This is a genomic window from uncultured Microbacterium sp. (assembly GCF_963524805.1).
Lineage (GTDB): Bacteria > Actinomycetota > Actinomycetes > Actinomycetales > Microbacteriaceae > Microbacterium.
The window spans coordinates 113,882-130,314 of the sequence record NZ_CAURGG010000001.1 but is presented as its reverse complement, the minus strand read 5'-3'; the positions used below and the strand labels follow the sequence as shown (position 1 = coordinate 130,314).

The 16,433-nt window shown below is 70.0% G+C and carries 15 protein-coding genes and 1 tRNA gene; 3 read left to right on the top strand and 13 right to left on the bottom strand.

What is annotated here, in order from left to right:
* Positions 1–15 precede the first annotated feature (15 nt).
* Positions 16–996: a 1-phosphofructokinase gene (gene pfkB / locus RWQ91_RS00660; protein ID WP_314501836.1), complete on the bottom strand. Its 981-nt coding sequence runs from the start codon at positions 994–996 to the stop codon at positions 16–18.
* Complete coding sequence (locus RWQ91_RS00655; protein ID WP_314501835.1) at positions 993–1,778, bottom strand: DeoR/GlpR family DNA-binding transcription regulator; 786 nt, start codon at positions 1,776–1,778, stop codon at positions 993–995. The genes pfkB and RWQ91_RS00655 overlap by 4 nt, the downstream gene beginning before the upstream one ends.
* Positions 1,779–1,896: 118 nt before the next feature.
* Here RWQ91_RS00655 and RWQ91_RS00650 point away from each other — a divergent pair, with 118 nt between their 5' ends.
* The gene (locus RWQ91_RS00650) at positions 1,897–2,802 is read left to right on the top strand and encodes an aminoglycoside phosphotransferase family protein (RefSeq protein ID WP_314501832.1); all 906 of its coding nucleotides are present in this window, start codon (positions 1,897–1,899) and stop codon (positions 2,800–2,802) included.
* A gap of 6 nt (positions 2,803–2,808) precedes the next feature.
* On the opposite strand, the gene RWQ91_RS00645 is transcribed toward RWQ91_RS00650, so the two are convergent.
* The 4 genes from RWQ91_RS00645 to RWQ91_RS00630 all read right to left on the bottom strand — a co-directional run bounded on the left by RWQ91_RS00645 (position 2,809) and on the right by RWQ91_RS00630 (position 6,305).
* Complete coding sequence (locus tag RWQ91_RS00645; RefSeq protein WP_314501830.1) at positions 2,809–3,534, bottom strand: hypothetical protein; 726 nt, start codon at positions 3,532–3,534, stop codon at positions 2,809–2,811.
* A gap of 103 nt (positions 3,535–3,637) precedes the next feature.
* Positions 3,638–3,712, bottom strand: a tRNA-Gln gene (locus RWQ91_RS00640).
* 77 nt (positions 3,713–3,789) lie between these two features.
* Positions 3,790–5,304: a glutamate--tRNA ligase gene (gltX, locus tag RWQ91_RS00635; RefSeq protein WP_314501828.1), complete on the bottom strand. Its 1,515-nt coding sequence runs from the start codon at positions 5,302–5,304 to the stop codon at positions 3,790–3,792.
* Positions 5,305–5,315: 11 nt separating this feature from the next.
* Positions 5,316–6,305: a LysR family transcriptional regulator gene (locus tag RWQ91_RS00630; protein WP_314501826.1), complete on the bottom strand. Its 990-nt coding sequence runs from the start codon at positions 6,303–6,305 to the stop codon at positions 5,316–5,318.
* Between the two features lie 57 nt (positions 6,306–6,362).
* On the opposite strand from RWQ91_RS00630, the gene RWQ91_RS00625 reads away from it, so the two are divergent.
* On the top strand, positions 6,363–7,427 hold the full coding sequence (locus tag RWQ91_RS00625; protein ID WP_314501824.1) for an aminotransferase class V-fold PLP-dependent enzyme: 1,065 nt from the start codon (positions 6,363–6,365) through the stop codon (positions 7,425–7,427).
* Here RWQ91_RS00625 and RWQ91_RS00620 read toward each other — a convergent pair.
* The 5 genes from RWQ91_RS00620 to RWQ91_RS00600 all read right to left on the bottom strand — a co-directional run bounded on the left by RWQ91_RS00620 (position 7,424) and on the right by RWQ91_RS00600 (position 13,496).
* A complete protein-coding gene (locus RWQ91_RS00620) occupies positions 7,424–8,686 on the bottom strand; it encodes an MFS transporter (protein WP_314501823.1) in 1,263 nt (420 codons plus the stop codon). The genes RWQ91_RS00625 and RWQ91_RS00620 overlap by 4 nt on opposite strands.
* 12 nt (positions 8,687–8,698) lie before the next feature.
* Complete coding sequence (locus tag RWQ91_RS00615; protein ID WP_314501822.1) at positions 8,699–9,463, bottom strand: fumarylacetoacetate hydrolase family protein; 765 nt, start codon at positions 9,461–9,463, stop codon at positions 8,699–8,701.
* Between the two features lie 122 nt (positions 9,464–9,585).
* Positions 9,586–10,692 carry a branched-chain amino acid aminotransferase gene (locus RWQ91_RS00610; RefSeq protein ID WP_314501820.1) on the bottom strand — a complete coding sequence of 369 codons (1,107 nt, stop codon included), beginning with the start codon at positions 10,690–10,692 and terminating at the stop codon, positions 9,586–9,588.
* A gap of 47 nt (positions 10,693–10,739) precedes the next feature.
* Positions 10,740–11,804, bottom strand: a complete 1,065-nt coding sequence (locus tag RWQ91_RS00605) for a 3-isopropylmalate dehydrogenase (RefSeq protein ID WP_314501819.1) — start codon at positions 11,802–11,804, stop codon at positions 10,740–10,742.
* A gap of 135 nt (positions 11,805–11,939) precedes the next feature.
* Entirely contained in the window at positions 11,940–13,496 is a 1,557-nt protein-coding gene (locus RWQ91_RS00600) for an MFS transporter (RefSeq protein WP_314501818.1), read from the bottom strand.
* Positions 13,497–13,575: 79 nt separating this feature from the next.
* Here RWQ91_RS00600 and RWQ91_RS00595 point away from each other — a divergent pair, with 79 nt between their 5' ends.
* The gene (locus RWQ91_RS00595; RefSeq protein ID WP_314501816.1) at positions 13,576–14,121 is read left to right on the top strand and encodes a TetR/AcrR family transcriptional regulator; all 546 of its coding nucleotides are present in this window, start codon (positions 13,576–13,578) and stop codon (positions 14,119–14,121) included.
* A gap of 1 nt (position 14,122) precedes the next feature.
* On the opposite strand, the gene RWQ91_RS00590 is transcribed toward RWQ91_RS00595, so the two are convergent.
* The gene (locus RWQ91_RS00590) at positions 14,123–14,761 is read right to left on the bottom strand and encodes a hypothetical protein (protein WP_314501815.1); all 639 of its coding nucleotides are present in this window, start codon (positions 14,759–14,761) and stop codon (positions 14,123–14,125) included.
* A 30-nt stretch (positions 14,762–14,791) separates the two neighbouring features.
* Entirely contained in the window at positions 14,792–16,396 is a 1,605-nt protein-coding gene (serA, locus tag RWQ91_RS00585) for a phosphoglycerate dehydrogenase (protein ID WP_314501813.1), read from the bottom strand.
* Positions 16,397–16,433: the final 37 nt, after the last annotated feature.

Here is a 16,433-nt window from a genome sequence, read left to right as displayed (position 1 = left end):
GGGGTGGATGTTTCTCTAGCGGGTGGTGCGAAGTTCGCGGACGACCAGGTCGTCCGCGGGCAGGTCAGCCGGCGTCGGCGCCTGCGTTCCGGGCAGCGATGCCGCGGCCGCTCCGTACTGCACCGATCGGCGCAGCCGGTCTTCGGGCGGGACGCCCGCGACGTCGGCGAGCAGGTAGCCGGCGAGCGAGCTGTCGCCGGCGCCGACGGTGCTGACGACGCGGATGCGAGGCGGTGTGCACTGCCAGGCGCCGTCGGCGGTGACGAGCACGGCGCCGGCGGCGCCGAGCGTGATCAGCGCGCCGGCCACCTTCGCAGGGACGAGAGTGCGCGCGACGGCGAGCACCGCGGCGGAGAGGTCTCCCGGCTCGAGGGTGGCGCCCGCAAGCTCTGCGAGTTCTTCGTCGTTCGGCTTGATGAGGTCGGGGGACGCCTGCTCGACCACGGCGCGGAGGGCTGCTCCGGAGGTGTCGACCGCGATGCGGGGGGCGTCGGCGCCCCAACGCCGGCGCACCGCGGCGATGATCTCGACGTAGAGGGAATCTCCCGCGCCCGGCGGGAGGGACCCGGCGAGCACCAGCCACGCGGCACCGCCGCTGGCCTCGACGACGGCTTCGACGAGTGCGGCGACGTCTCGCGCCGAGAGCGGGGCGCCGGGCAGGTTCAGCTTGGTTGTGACGCCGTCGGGATCGGTGATCGTGACGTTCGCGCGCACGTGCCCCCGGACCGGCACGGCCCGGGCGGGCACATGCGAGGCGTGCAGGGCGGGCGCGAACGGATCGTCCGCCGCCAGCGGCAGGACGGCGAGCGTCGCCACCCCACTTGCGGCAACGACACGGGCGACGTTGATGCCCTTTCCGCCGGCATCCTCACGGGCCGCCGCGGCCGCCTGAACCTCCCCCGGGACGAGCGGGGAGACGAGCGTGATGGTCCGATCCAGCGACGGATTCGCGGTGACGGTGACGATCCGACCCGGCGCGTTCAACGGGAAGCTCATGCGAGCCACACCTCCACTTCGGCGTCGGAGAGCGCTCGGGACAGCTCGGCATCGGGCTCGGCATCCGTCACCAGCACGTCGATGGCATCCAGCGGCGCAAAACTGACGAGCAGCTCGCTGCCGAGCTTGTCCGCGTCGGCGACGACGACCACACGCCGCGCCGCCCGCACGATCGCCGACTTCACCGCCGCTTCGTCGGGATCGGGCGTACTGAGGCCGAAGGATGCCGAGATGCCGTTGGTTCCGAGGAAGGCGATGTCCGGCCGCAGACGCTCGACCGCACGGACCGTGTCGGCACCGACCGCGGCCGCCGTCGCCGTGCGCACACGCCCGCCGATGACGGTGAGGTCCGCATCGGATGCTCCGGCCAGCGTGTGGGCGAGGGTCATCGCGTGCGTGACGATGTCGATGCTGCCGCCCGTCACGATGAGCCGCTCGGCGAGCTGAGCGGCGACGGCGTGCGTCGTCGTGCCGGCGTCGAGGTACACCGAACCGTGGAAGCGATCCCCGATGACCTCCAGCGCGCGCCGGGCGATCGCGGCCTTGGCTTCGCTGCGCCGGTGAGACCGCTCGGCGAGGGTGGGCTCGGCCATGCTGTCCCGGTCGCGGGTCACCGCTCCCCCGTGCACCCGGCGAAGTGCGCCGGTGCGCTCCAGCTGGTCGAGGTCTCGGCGGACCGTCTCGGTCGTCACCTCGAAGCGACGCGCGAGCTCGATGACGCTGACGCGGCCCTCATCGAGAAGCAGGCGCTCGATCTGCTGCTGGCGCTCCATTGCGTACATGCGAATTCCTCCGTGAATTTCCCACACGTTACAACACAAAACAACACAAACGCAAGGGCTATCCCCGAATCAGGTGGCGATTCCGGCATGAGGAGGCCGCCGGCGCTAGTTTCGGAGGGTGCCCGACAAGCCGTCTGCGGAGGTGGTGATCGACGTCGAACTCGTGCGCGCGCTCGTGAGCAGTCAGGCCACATCGATCGCGGATTCTGGCGCTCTGCCGCTCTCCCACGTCGCGGACGGGTGGGACTGCTCGGTCTGGCGGCTGGGCGAGGAGTACGCCGTACGCCTTCCGCGTCGAGCGCTGTCCGCGCCGCTCGTCCTGCACGAGCAGGACGTGCTCGCCGGGATCGCTGAGCGCATCGCGGTCGCCGGCGTCGGCGTGCCCGCTCCGGTGTTCGCCGGGCGGCCGGGATGCGGCTATCCCTGGTCGTGGTCGATCGTGCCGTGGTTCGACGGTCAGACCGGTCTGCAGATCGATCCCGAGCAGCGCCGCGGCTGGGCGCGGCCCCTGGCGGAGGCGCTCCTCGCCCTGCACGTACCTGCTCCGCCCGATCATCCCGTGAACCCCGTCCGCGGCGCGCCGTTGGCGGTGCGCTCTGCCGCGGTCGACGCCCGATTCGTCTCCCTGAGCGGTCGGTCCGTCCACGACGGCCTCGAGGGTCTCCGACGGTGGTGGGACGCAGCGCTTGCCGCTCCGCGGTGGTCCGGTGCACCCGTCTGGATCCACGGTGATCTGCATCCGGGCAACCTCGTCGCCGAGGGGACGCGCCTCGTGGCGATCATCGACTTCGGCGATGTGACCGCCGGGGATCCGGCCTACGACCTCGCCGTCGCGTGGCTGGCCTTCGATGCCGTCGGCCGCGCTTCGTTCGTCGCCGCCCTCGCGGACCGGTACGACGCCGCCACCTGGACGCGTGCGCGCGGCTGGGCCGCTGCCGTCACGCTCATATTCCTGGACCAGAGCGACGACAACCCCGAGTACGCCGCCCTGGGCGCACAGGCGCTGATCGCTCTCACGCGATAGCCGCGATCACGCGGGCTGTGCGGTTTCGGCGATCCAGATCTCCATGACGTCCTCACGCAGGACGAAGCGCAGCAGACTGCCGTCAGGCAGGTCCAGGCCGTCGATAGGCCGCATCCCCTCGTAGAACATGACGTCGGCGGACGGCGTGAGCGGCTCGGGCGCGCAGCCCGTCGCAACCCACTCCCCCGCATCGTTGGCCACCACGATGCACGTCGAGCCCTGCGTCGTGCGCGCCGACCACACTTCGAGATCGTGAAACGACTCGTAGCGGACCGGAGATGCGGCACGCACGCCGTACATCTGGAAATCGAGAGGCTTTCCCTCGATCGGGATCTGCTGCAGCGTCGTGACCGGATGCGGCGACGTCAGGCTCGGCACGATCGCGCCGATGAGGACCCCGAGTGCGAGAGCACTCAGGATGTATGCCCACAACGGTACGCGGCGCCATCCCGCGCGCGGCGCGGCCGAGGCGCCGGAGGCAAGGGGTTCATCGATGAGGACGACGGTCGCCGTGTCTCGGTCCACGCCGGCGGGCTGCCTCTGCGGCGGTGCGCTCTCGGCCCCGGCGGCTGCCACCTCCGGCGCGCCGTCGGCTCGGGCCAGGTCCTCGAGCTCGATCAGTCGCGCCAGCGCATCGGCGTCGCCGTTGATGTCGGCATCGGGGCCGTACGCGCGGGAACGGAGCACGGCGAGTTCTCGTCGACGCTCTGACGGCAGTGGCGGCGCGTCCATGCTCCGATTATCCCTCGCACGTGAGCGGGAAGGGCGGCATCCCGAACGCGTGCCCCGTCGCGGCAGGGAAACGAAAAACCCCCGCTGAGCGGGGGTTTTCAACTGGCTGGGGTACCTGGACTCGAACCAAGAACAAAGGTACCAGAAACCTCCGTGTTGCCAATTACACCATACCCCAAGGCGCTGGACTCAAGCCCGTGCCAAGGGTCAAGTCTACGCGACAGACGGCCCCCGGCCAAACCGGGGCGGCCGGCGCTACGGCGTCCGGAAAGCCTCGAGCGCGGACAGGCGGCGGATGGACTCCGCCTTGCCGAGCAGCTCCATGGACTCGAACAGCGGCGGGGAGACGCGTCGGCCGCTCACTGCCACCCGCAGCGGGCCGTAGGCGACACGCGGCTTCAGACCGAGGCCGTCGATGAGCGCGCCGGCGAGAGCTTCCTGGACGGCCGCCGCGGTGAACTCGGCCTCGGGAACGAGTTCCAGGGCCCCGACGGATGCCGCGAGCACGACCCCCGTGTTGTCGGGAAGGCCGGCCAGGGCGTCCTCGGTGTAGAAGATCTCGTCGGTGAAGAGGAACCGCAGCAGATTCGGGGCGTCGCCGAGCAGCTGGAGCCGCTCCTGGATGAGCGGTGCCGCCTTGTCGAGCATCGACTGGTCCTCATCGCCCACCGGAACCGTCAGCACGCCCTCCGCTGCCAGGTACGGAACGATGCGCGCGGCGAAATCCTCGGGAGCCAGCATCCGGATGTGATCCCCGTTGATCGACTCGGCCTTCTTCTGATCGAAGCGCGCCGGGTTCGGGTTGACGTCAACGATGTCGAACGCGGCGATCAGCTCATCGAGCGAGAACACGTCGCGATCGTGAGAGAGCGACCAGCCGAGCAGCGACAGGTAGTTCAGCAGTCCCTCGCGGATGAAGCCCCTCTCCCTCTGCAGGAACAGGTCGGCCTTCGGGTCGCGCTTGGACAGCTTCTTGTTGCCTTCATCGCCGAGCACGAGCGGCATGTGCGCGAAGCGCGGGATGAAGCTCGTCACGCCCGCCTCGACCAGCGCTCGGTAGAGCGCCAGTTGGCGCGCCGTGGACGGCATGAGGTCCTCGCCGCGGATCACGTGCGTGATGCCCATGAGCGCGTCGTCGACCGGGTTCACGAACGGGTAGAGCGGCACTCCGCCGGCGCGCACGATGACGAAGTCCGGGAAGGATCCTGCCGGGAAGGTCACCTCGCCGCGGATGAGATCGACGTAGGTCAGGTCTTCGTCGGGCACGCGCACCCGCCAGGCGGGCTCGCGACCCTCCGCGCGGTAGGCGGCCTTCTGCTCTTCGGTCAGGTCGCGGTCGAAGTTGTCGTACCCGAGCTGCTTCGCGCGGCCGACGGCCTCGTTGCGGGCGTCGATCTCCTCGGGCGTCGAGTAGCTCTCGTATACGGCGCCGGTCGCCTTCAGCTTCTCGAGCACCTCGAAGTAGATGTCGTGTCGCTCGGACTGACGGTACGGCGCATGGGGTCCGCCGACCTCGACGCCCTCGTCCCAGTCGATCTCGAGCCAGCGGAGGGCATCGAGCAGCTGGTGGTAGCTCTGTTCGCTGTCGCGTGCGGAGTCCGTGTCCTCGATGCGGAAGACGAGCGTGCCCCCGTTGTGTCGGGCGTACGCCCAGTTGAACAGCACGGTGCGGATCAGCCCGACGTGCGGAAGGCCGGTGGGAGAGGGGCAGAAGCGCACGCGCACGTCGGCGCCGGAGGCGGTCGTGGTGCGGGGATCGGGTGTAGACATCGTGGACCAGCTTAGTTCGCGGCCGCGGCCGATCCTTCTGGAGGCCGGGCCAGGACGCGCTCGAGGGCCCCGAGTGCGATGCGCATCGAGGGCACGCGATCGGCGCCGTGCGCCGTGACGACATGAAGAGTGCGCGCTTCGGCGGCGGGCAGCGGCCGCGTGACGATGCCCGGCAGCAGGGGGAACGACTCGACAGCCATGCGCGGCAGCGTGGCCACCCCGATCCCCTGAGCGACAAGACCCTCGACCGCCACGAAGTTGTCCGTCTCGAATCCGATGCGCGGCTCGAAACCCGCTCGACCGCACAGCTGCAGCAGGTGACCGCGGCAGCGCGGGCAGCCGGCTATCCAGTTCTCCCCGGCGAGGTCCCCCACCTCGACGCGCTCGACCTCCGCCGCGCGGTGCCCGACGGGAAGGACCACCAGCAGGTCGTCAGCCCCGACCGCACGCACCGCGAGACCGCTCGCGCTCGAGCCGTGCGGATCGTCGCGATCGCCGGGGTAGCTGAACGTCAGCGCGATGTCCGCCCGATTCTCGCGAACGGCCTCCACCGCCTCGGGCGGTTCGGCCTCGACGTAGGTGATCGACAGGCCGGGGTGTCGCGCCGCGACCTCCGCGAGCAGCCGCGGCACGACGGTGGGCGAGGCGGAGGGGAAGGCGACGAGGCGGACGCGTCCCGCGCGCAGTCCGCGCAGTTCGGCGAGCTCGCCGGCCGCGGCGTCCAGAGCTGTGGTCACTGCGGGCGCGTGGCGGGCCAGAACGCGTCCCGCCTCGGTCAGCCGGACACCGCGCCCGACGCGTTCGATCACCGGCACGCCGAGTCGCTGCTCGAGCTTCCGCAGCTGCTGGCTCACCGCCGGCTGGCTGTATCCGAGCGACGCCGCGGCGGCGGTGATGGAGCCCTCATCCGCGATGGCCTTCATGACGCGAAGGGTCTGAACGTCGAGGTCGGGGTCATCGAAGGAGCGATCGGTCACGGGGGAATCATAACGGTCACGCATGATTCGGATGCAAAGGCTGCGGTAGACGAATGCGCCGATCCGGCGGACGCTGGATGCATGAGCACTGATGTTGCGGTGAGTCTGCGCAGCGCGCGGGCATCCTTCGCGGGCGGGCCGTTGTACCTGGCCGCATGCACGGTCGGTCTGCCGACTCGTGCCACCCGGGCGGCGGTGATCGCCGACCTGGATGCCGCCGCCGAAGGTTGTGCGAGCGCCGCCGAGTACACCGCCGTGGTGGAGCGCACGCGCGGGCACTTCGCGAAGCTTGTCGCGGTGGAGCCCGGTCGCATCGCGATCGGTTCACAGGCCTCGGTGTTCGCGGGCCTGATCGCGGCGGCGGTCCCCGACGGAGCCGAAGTGCTCTGCGTCGACGGCGACTTCGCATCGATGGTGCTGCCCTTCGCGCACAGCGGGCGCGGCATCCGCCTGCGCACCGTTCCCCTCACCGAACTCGCGGATTCGATCACCTCGGACACGTGGCTCGTGGCCTTCTCACTGGTCCAGTCGGCGACGGGTGAGGTGGCGGATGCCGCCGCCATCCGTGCCGCAGCGGCCAGGCACGGCACGCGCACACTCTGCGACGCCACGCAGGCGGTGGGCTGGCTGCCGGTCGACGCGTCCGAGTACGACGCCGTGATCTGTCACGCGTACAAATGGCTGTGCGCGCCCCGCGGCGTCGCGTTCCTGGCGATCTCCGCGGAGTTCGCCGAGCACGTGCCCGCGATCTTCGCCGGCTGGTACGCCGGCGCCGATCCCTGGACCTCCTGCTACGGTCACGACGTCGCGCTCGCGACGGACGCGTCTCGATTCGACATCTCCCCCGCCTGGCAGGCGTTCGTCGGAGCGGAGCCGGCGCTCGAGCTGTTCGCCTCCGTCGACCCGCGCGAACTGCACGCGCACGCCACCGGACTCGCGGCGACCTTCTCGACCGGTATGGGGCTGGCTGCAGCGGAGCGCGCGAGTGCGATCGTCACGTGGGCGGACCCCGGCGGGCGGGATCTGGCCCGACTGACCGCAGCCGGGGTCGCGGCATCCGGTCGCGCCGGTCGGGCACGTGTCGCTTTCCACGTCTTCAACGACGAGCCCGACGTTCGCGCCGCGCTGGCCGCCCTCGGGCGCTAGGCCGTTCGCTCGGACGCGGCGCGTCCGAGCGGGGCCAGCGCGACCACGGCGATGACCGCGACTCCGACCAGCAGCGCGAGCCCTCCGTAGCCGATCCAGCCGAGGATGACCCCCGCGAGGATGGCGCCGATCGCTGCGACGAGGCTCATCGTGAAATCGCTCAGACCCTGCCGCCGGGTGCGCTGTTTCTCAGCCGACGCTTCGGTCAGCAGGGCCGAGCCGGCGACGGTCGTCGCGCTCCAGCCGAGCCCGAGCAGGATGAGTCCGACCGTGACGGCCTCCGGGGCATCCTGACCGAACGACGCCGTCACGAGCGCCGCGACGAGGATCGCCTGCCCGATGAGGATGGTCTGGATCCGGCCCACGCGGTCGGCGAGGATGCCGAAGACCGGCGCCAGCGCGTACATGCCGGCGATGTGCAGACTCAGAGTGAGGCCGATGATCGTCAGCGTGGCCCCCTGGTGCAGCAGGTGCACGGGAGTCATGGCCATCACCGCGACCATGACGCCGTGCGCGGCGGCGATGGCGAAGATCGCGTAACGGGCCACGCGCGGCTGATCGGCCCGTGCGATCGGACGCGCCTCGGGGCGGGCGGCGTCCTGGGCGACCACGCGCTGAGCCAGCAGCAGCGGATCCGGGCGGAGGGCTGTGACGTAGAGGGCGATCGCGAGGATCTGGCCGATGATCGTGAACAGGTACGGGCCCGTGAGGGGCGGCATGCCGATCGCGTCGCCGACGAGTTCACCCGGGCCGGTGAGATTCGGACCGAGCACCGCGCCGATCGTGGTCGCCCACACGACGATCGAGAGGTCCCGGCCGCGCGAGACGTCGGTCGCGAGGTCGGCGGCAGCGAACCGCGACTGCAGATTGGCCGCCTGACCGCCGCCCACGAGAAGGAACGCGACCAGCAGCAGGGCGAACGACCCGATGCCGGCCGCGAGCACGACGAGGGTCACACCCACCAGCGCGATCGCCATGCCCGTGGCAAGCGACAGGCGGCGGCCGCGGACCCTCGCGAGGCGGGCCAGCGGTATCGCGATGATCGCCGTGCCGAACGTGACCGAAGCCGCCGCGAGCCCGGAGAAGGTCTCGTCTCCCGAGATCTCGGCGGCCAGGACAGCGCCCAGCGAGATCGTCGCGCCGAACGCCACGCCGCCGAGCACCTGAGCGACCGACAGGACGCCGACGGTGCGCCGCTGCACTCCCGCGACGTCCGCCGCGGTGAGCGGGGCGCTCGTGGATGACGCGGCGTCAGCCATGGAAAGCGAGGATCATGCGTCCCGCGCGGTGTTGCGCAGGGTGCCGAGTCCGGTGATCTCGACCTCGATCGTGTCGCCGGCCACGAAAGGACCGACGCCGGACGGGGTCCCGGTGAGGATGACATCCCCGGGCAGCAGGGTGAAGGCCGCCGAGGCGTACGCGATGATGGCGGCGACCGAGTGGATCATGTCCGTCAACGGCGCCTGCTGGGCGACCTGTCCGTTCAGGCGGGTCTCGAGGGTCGCCGACGCGAGGTCGAACTCCGTCTCGATCGCAGGGCCGAGCGGGCAGAACGTGTCGAAGCCCTTCGCGCGCGCCCACTGGCCGTCGGTCTTCTGCAGGTCGCGAGCGGTGACGTCGTTGGCGATCGTGTAGCCGAAGATCACCTCGGATGCGCGCTCGGGCGCGACGTTCTTGGCGATCGAGCCGATCACGACGGCGAGCTCTCCCTCGAAGGACGTGAACTGCGACTGCCGGGGCCGGACGATCGTGTCCCCCGGGCCGATCACCGAGGTGTTCGGCTTGAAGAAGAGCATGGGATCGGCGGGCACCTCGTTGCCGAGCTCCTCCGCGTGCGCACGGTAATTGCGCCCCACCGCGACGATCTTCGAGCGCGGGATGACCGGTGCCAGCAGAGCCACATCACCGAGCGGCACTCGCTCACCCGTCGTGTCGAATCCCGCGAACATCGGGTCGCCGTCGAGCACGACCAGCTCGGTGTCGTCGACGATGCCGTAGCGGATGGCGTCCTGGTGGCTGAAGCGCGCGATTCTCACCGCATCAGCCTAGAGCCGGGACGGGTCAATGTGAGCGAAGCCCGCGTTGACGCGTCCGCGGCTCTAGATCGAGTAGGCGCGCCAGCGCCGTATCGAGATCTTGACCAAGGCGCGGCATCCGGTCAGGAGTCCAGGCGCAGCAGCCATCCGTGCTTGTCGGGCAGGCGCCCGTACTGGATGTCGGTCAGCTCCTTGCGCAGCTCGAGCGCGAGAGTTCCGATGGGCTGCTCGTCGAAGAAGTCCTTCCCCTTGAGCACGCCGATGGGCGTCACCACAGCGGCGGTGCCGCACGCGAACACCTCGACGATGTCGCCGGACGCGACGCCTCGCCGCCACTCGTCCAAGGAGACGTTGCGCCCCTCGACCGTGTGACCGCGATCCGCTGCCAGCTGCAGGATCGAATCGCGCGTGATCCCCTCCAGGATCGACGGGGACTGCGGCGTGACGAGCGTGCCGTCCTTGTAGACGAAGACCACGTTCATGCCGCCGAGCTCCTCGACGTTGCGGTCCTGATCGAGGAACACGACCTGGTCGCACTCGTTCTCGTAGGCCTCGGACTGCGGCAGCAGCGACGCGGCGTAATTGCCGCCCGTCTTCGCCGCGCCCGTACCGCCCTTGCCGGCACGCGCGTAGTCCTCGCTCAGCCAGATCGAGACCGGCTGGACGCCGCCCTTGAAGTAGGCGCCGGCCGGAGAGGCGATGACGTAGTAGTTCACCTTGTGCGCGGGACGCACGCCCAGGAAAGCCTCCTTCGCGAACATGAACGGGCGCAGGTAGAGGCTCTGGTCCTCACCCGAGGGCACCCACGCCCCGTCCACCGCGACGATCTCGCGCAACGACTGGATGAAGTACGACACGGGCAGCTCGGGCAGCGCCAGGCGCCGCGCCGAGCGCTGGAGGCGGCGGCCGTTCTGATCGGGGCGGAAGGTGTGGATCGAGCCGTCCGCATGACGGTAGGCCTTGATGCCCTCGAAGATCTCCTGCCCGTAGTGGAGCACGGCGGCAGCGGGATCGAGGGTGATGGGCCCGTACGGCTGCACACGCGGCCGGTGCCAGCCGCCGCCCACCGACCAGCAGATGTCGACCATGTGATCGGTGAAATGCTCGCCGAACCCGGGGCTCGCGAGGATCGCGTCGCGCTGCGACGGGTTCTTCGCGTTCAGGTTCTTTGTGACGGCGAACGAGAGGGGCTCGAGTCCGGTGTCGGGGTCGGTTCCGATGAGTGTCATGTCACATCCAAAGCTTCGATGTGCCCGCGGACGGGCGAGATTCCAGGTTACGCCTGCAGCCGCGCGACGATCGCGTCGCCGATCGCGGCCGTGGGGCGGGCATCCCCGTCGCGGGCCGCGATGTCGTCCTCGACAGCGCGGGTGACGCGCTGTGCTTCCTCCCGCAGCCCGAGGTGATCGAGCAGGAGCGAGATCGAGAGGATGGCGGCCGTGGGGTCGGCCTTCTGCTGCCCCGCGATGTCGGGCGCCGAACCGTGAACGGGCTCGAACATCGACGGGAACGCGCCGTCCGGGTTGATGTTCCCGGAGGCTGCGAGGCCGATGCCACCGGTGACGGCGCCGGCCAGGTCTGTGAGGATGTCGCCGAAGAGGTTGTCGGTGACCACGACGTCGAAGCGGGACGGGTTTGTGACCAGGAAGATCGTGGCCGCGTCGACGTGAAGATAATCTACCGCGACGCCGGGGTGCTCGTCGGCCACGCGGTTCACGATCCGCTGCCACATGCCGCCGGCGTGCACCAGCACGTTCGTCTTGTGCACGAGGGTGAGCTTCTGACGGCGGCGCTCCGCGAGGGCGAAGGCGTAGCGCACGACGCGTTCGATGCCGTAGGCCGTGTTGACCGACGTCTCGTTGGCCACTTCGTGCTCCGTGCCACGCCGGATCGACCCGCCGTTGCCCACGTACGGACCCTCGGTGCCTTCGCGGACGACCACGAAGTCGATCTCGCCCGGCTCCGCGAGAGGTCCGGGAGCACCGGGATACAGCTTCGACGGCCGCAGGTTCACGTAGTGGTCGAGCTCGAAGCGGAGCTTCAGCAGCAGCCCGCGCTCGATGTTGGCGTCCTTCAGCCGAGGGTCGCCGGGCACGCCTCCCACCGCGCCGAGCAGGATCGCATCGTGCGCGGCGATCTCCGCGAGGTCGGCATCCGTCAGCGTGTCGCCGGTCTCGAGGAAGCGTGCGGCGCCCAGGGAGAATCGCGTCTTGTCGAATCCGATGCCGGAGCCGGCCGTGGCCGCATCCAGAACCTTCTCGGCCTCGGCGATCACCTCGGGTCCGATGCCGTCCCCCGGGATCACAGCGAGCTTGACGACACGGTCATACGGCGGGGACATTGCGCTCCTTCTGTCCCTGCCAGCGTAGCGGCGGGCAGAACTCCGCCGAATCGGGCCACCACCGCATTCCCGGCCCGGACGATCACAGGAGTGGCCGCAGCGGCGGCGTTGAGATCAGTGGAGTTCTGCAGCGGGTCAGTGCTCGACCGGCACGCGCTTGTGACGACCGCCGAGCGTTGACGCCGCGATCACCGCCGCCACGACGATCAGGCCCGCGCCGATCAGCGCGGTGACACCGACCCCCGCGTCGAAGGCCTGGGCGGCGGCATCCCGCAGCGCCTGGCCCAGCACCGCGTCGAGCGTGTTCGACCCCGCCACGGCACCCGCGAGCGTCTCGCGGGCGGCGTCGGCCACATCGGCCGGGATCCCCGCCGGCAGGACGAGGTTGGCGCGGTAGAACGCGGCGAGCAGGCCGCCGATGATCGTCGTGCCGAGCACGGCGCCCAGCTCGTACGCCGTCTCGGAGACCGCACTTGCGGCGCCCGCCTTGGCCGGCGGAGCGCTGGCGAGGATCAGCTCGTTCGAAACGGTCTCGGCCGCGCCGATGCCGACGCCCAGCGAGACGAATGCGGCGATCAGCAGGGGCAGTGCCCCGGTGCTGGTGCTCACCGCAACGAGCAGGTAGCCGAGGATCGAGAAGCTCAGCGCGACCGGAACGACGACGCGCGGCGCCGCCCGCTTGGCGATCGGCACGACGCCGATGCCGGCCACGATCATGGCGAGCAGGCCGGGGACCAGGGCCAGGCCCGCCTCCAGCGGCGACAGTCCGACGATGAGCTGAAGGTGCTGCGCGACGAAGTAGAGGAAGCCCACGAGGCCGATCACGCTGAGCAGGTTGACCAGCACCGAACCCGAGAAGGTCGGGCGGCGGAACAGCGCCATGTCGAGCATCGGTGATTCGAGCCGGTTCTGCCGTCGCACGAACAGGACTCCGAACAGGACGCCGACGGCCAGCAGCACGACCGGGAGCAGCGTCTGCGTACCGTGCACCGCGAACTCCTTGATCGCGTAGACGATCGGCACCATCGTCATGAGCGACAGCGCGACACTGAGCGGATCGAAGCGGCCCGGATTCGGGTCACGGCTCTCGGGGACCAGGATCGGCACGAGGATCAGCAGCGGAACGAGCACGGGCACGGCCATGAGGAACACCGATCCCCACGCGAAGTGCTCGAGCAGGATGCCGCCCACGACCGGTCCGAGGGCCGCCCCGGCCGAGAAGCCGGCAGCCCACACCGCGATCGCCAGCCGGCGCTGGTCCCGGTTGACGAAGATGCTCCGCAGGAGCGAGAGCGTGGAGGGCATGAGCATCGCACCGAAGACGCCCATCGCCGCACGGGAGGCGATCAGCCACTCCGCGCTCGGAGCGAACGCCGCGAGGGCGGAGACCAGGCCGAAGCCGGTGGCGCCGATCAGAAGCATCCGGCGGCGGCCGAAACGGTCGCCGAGCACGCCCATCGTCACCAGCAGGCTGGCGAGCACGAGCGGGTAGGCGTCGATGATCCAGAGCTGCTGGGTCGCGGTGGGCTCGAGATCCAGCGCGATCTGGGGCAGGGCAAAGCTCAGCACGGTGTTGTCGACCGACACGAGAAGCACGGGCAGCATGAGCACGACCAGCGCGGCCCAGCCGCGCCAGCCCACCCGAGGTGCCCGAGCGTTGGCGATGGCGAGGTCCTGCGTGAGTGTTGTCATGATATATAAACCGTCCAGCCGGTATAGTAACAGATTCGTCTGGGCATGGCTCGCGGGGTTCCTCGATACGATCGAGCGCATGAGCCGGCCCCCGCACGCCCGCGAGAGCGTCCTCGACGCGTTCGCGGCGATCCTCATCGACGAGGGCGAACGGGCCGCGACCATGGACGCCACGGCACGCGCCGCCGGCGTCTCCAAGGGCGGTCTGCTGTACCACTTCGGCTCGAAGGATGCCCTGGAATCCGGCGTCATCGAGCGCCTCGATGCCCTGGTCACCGCGGACATCGACGCGATGGCGCAGGCGCCCGAGGGTCCGGTCGCGTACTTCCTGCGGTCATCGGTGATGGAGAACGATCCCCTCGATCGGGCGATCCTCGCGACGGCGCGGCTGGCGCAGGGGGGCAACGCGTCGGCCAGCCGGGCGCTGCGCGACGTACGCGAACGGTGGGGCGACGCCCTGCGTCCGCACACGAAGGATGCCGCATCCCTCGACCTGGTGATGCTGGTCAGCGACGGCCTCTACTTCAACAACGCCCTCGCCGGCGGCAGCATCCCGGGGCCGGTCCCCCGAGGCGCGGAGATGGATGCCCTCATCGCGCTCGTGGAGCGCGCGGCCAAGCGCTGAGCTACCCGCCCGTCTGAGCGGCAGCGCGGAAGATCGTCAGTCCGAGCCCGCAGCCGAGCAGGATCGCCGGCACCGAGACGGCCAGGGCCCTCAGCCAGTCGCCCGCCGTCGCCGGCGCCGCGTCCTCGTCGTCCGCCCGGCTGCCGAGCGAGAAGATCGGCGTCGGGCCTCGGCCGTCGAGGAACGGCCGGTCATGCGCGTCGGTGGTGCCGATGAGCAGTCGCGCCGCCCCGACCCGCCAGACCAGCAGCAGCGGGGCCATGCCCATCGCGACGAAGACGATGCCCACGATCAGGTTGGCCAGCCCTCCGGGAACGATCGCGGCCAGCAGGAAGTCGATGCCGAGTCCGACGAAGAGGATCGGCCACGCCCAGATCACCAGCGGAGTGCCGAATCCCCGCGCGAAGAACAGCGCGATCGCCGCCGCGATCAGACCGCCGAAGATGCTGAGCGGGGCGAAGACGACCACGGCGTCCGGGCACTGCGTCTCGATGACGTACGGGCCGCCCGAGGCGCAGAACCCGCCCAGCCCCATCACGACGGCGGACACCTGGAAGAGCAGGGTGAAGCACACCGTGAACAGCAGCCACGACACGGCCGAGCCGAGCACGCGGGCCAGTGGTCCGTTCAGAAGGCGCATCCGCTCACCGTAGCGAACGCGTCACGCGTTTCAGGGCTCGGTGATCTCGATCTGGCGGAACAGATCGGCCTGAACCGATTCGTGCAACTCGCTCAGCATGTCATCGGGCACCGGGGAATCCACCGTCAGCACCGACAGCGCGCGGCCGCTCGCGTCGGGATGGGCGACCTGCAGTCCCGCGATGTTGATGCCCGCGTCGCCGAGTCGCTGCCCGTAGATCGCGACGATGCCGGGGCGGTCGGCGTAGCGCATGACGATGTGGTGCTGTTCGAAGGGCACCTCGATCTCGTAGCCGTTGATGCCCACGACCTTGGGGACCATGCGTGTTCCGGCCAGGGTGCCCGAGATGGTGAGCACGGTGCCGTCCGCCAGCGTGCCGCGCAGCACGGTGAGGTTGCGGTAGAGCGGGCTCTCGGACTCGACGATCAGCCGGGTCTCGATGCCGCGCTGCTCCGCGAACAGCGGTGCGTTCACGTACGAGACGTTCTCGCTCACCACGTTGGTGAGAATGCCCTTCAGGGCCGCCAGCCGGTAGACGCTGACATCGTAGGCGGCCAGTTCGCCGCGCACCTCGATGTCCAGGCTGGTGACGGCAGCGTGCGCGAGGCCCGTGAAGAATTGCCCGAGCTTCTCGACCAGGGCGATGCCGGGGCGCACGAACGGGTCGATCTCACCGCCCGCGACGTTCACGGCATCGGGAACCAGATCGCCCTCGAGAGCCAGCTTGACCGAACGGGCGACGGACACCCCGGCCTTCTCCTGGGCCTCGTCCGTGCTCGCGCCCAAGTGCGGAGTGACGACGACGTTCGGCAGGTCCAGCAGGCGCGAGGCGCTCGAATCGGCCGCCGGGGGCTCGGAGGTGAACACGTCGAGTCCCGCGCCGGCGATCACACCCGTGGCGAGCGCGCTGTACAGCGCCTCCTCATCGATCAGGCCGCCGCGGGCGACGTTGATCACGAATGCGGTCGGCTTCATCAGCGCAAGCTGCTCGGCGCCGATCATTCCGGTCGTCTCGGGGGTCTTCGGCATGTGCACGGTGACGAAGTCGCTCTGCCGCAGCAGTTCGTCGAACGAGAGCAGCTCGACCTGAAGCTGCTGGGCGCGGGTCGGCGTCACGTACGGGTCGAACCCGACGACGCGAACGCCGAACGCGCGGAGGCGCTCGGCGATCAGCGCGCCGATGCGGCCGAGGCCGACGATGCCCACGGTCTTCTCGAACAGTTCCGTCCCGGTGTAGGCGCTGCGCTTCCACTTGCCGTCCGCGAGCGACGCGTGCGCGCTCGGAATGTGTCGCGCCAGGCTCAGGATGTGCCCGATCGTGAGTTCGGCCGCGGAGATGATGTTCGAGGTCGGGGCGTTGACCACCATCACGCCGGCTGTGGTGGCCGATTTGATGTCGACGTTGTCCAGCCCGACGCCCGCGCGGGCGACGACCTTCAGCAGGGGCGCCGCGGCAAGCGCCTCGGCGTCGATCTGGGTCGCCGATCGGACGAGGACCGCCTGGGCGTCACCGAGCGCCGCCAGCAGCGCCGGCCGGTCGGTGCCGTCGACCTGCCGGACGTCGAAGTCGGGACCGAGCGCGTCGATCGTGGCGGGAGAGAGTTCTTCGGCGATGAGCACGACAGGCTTCGGCACGACTGCGGATCCTTTGGAGCGTGGGCGCGCGGGACGC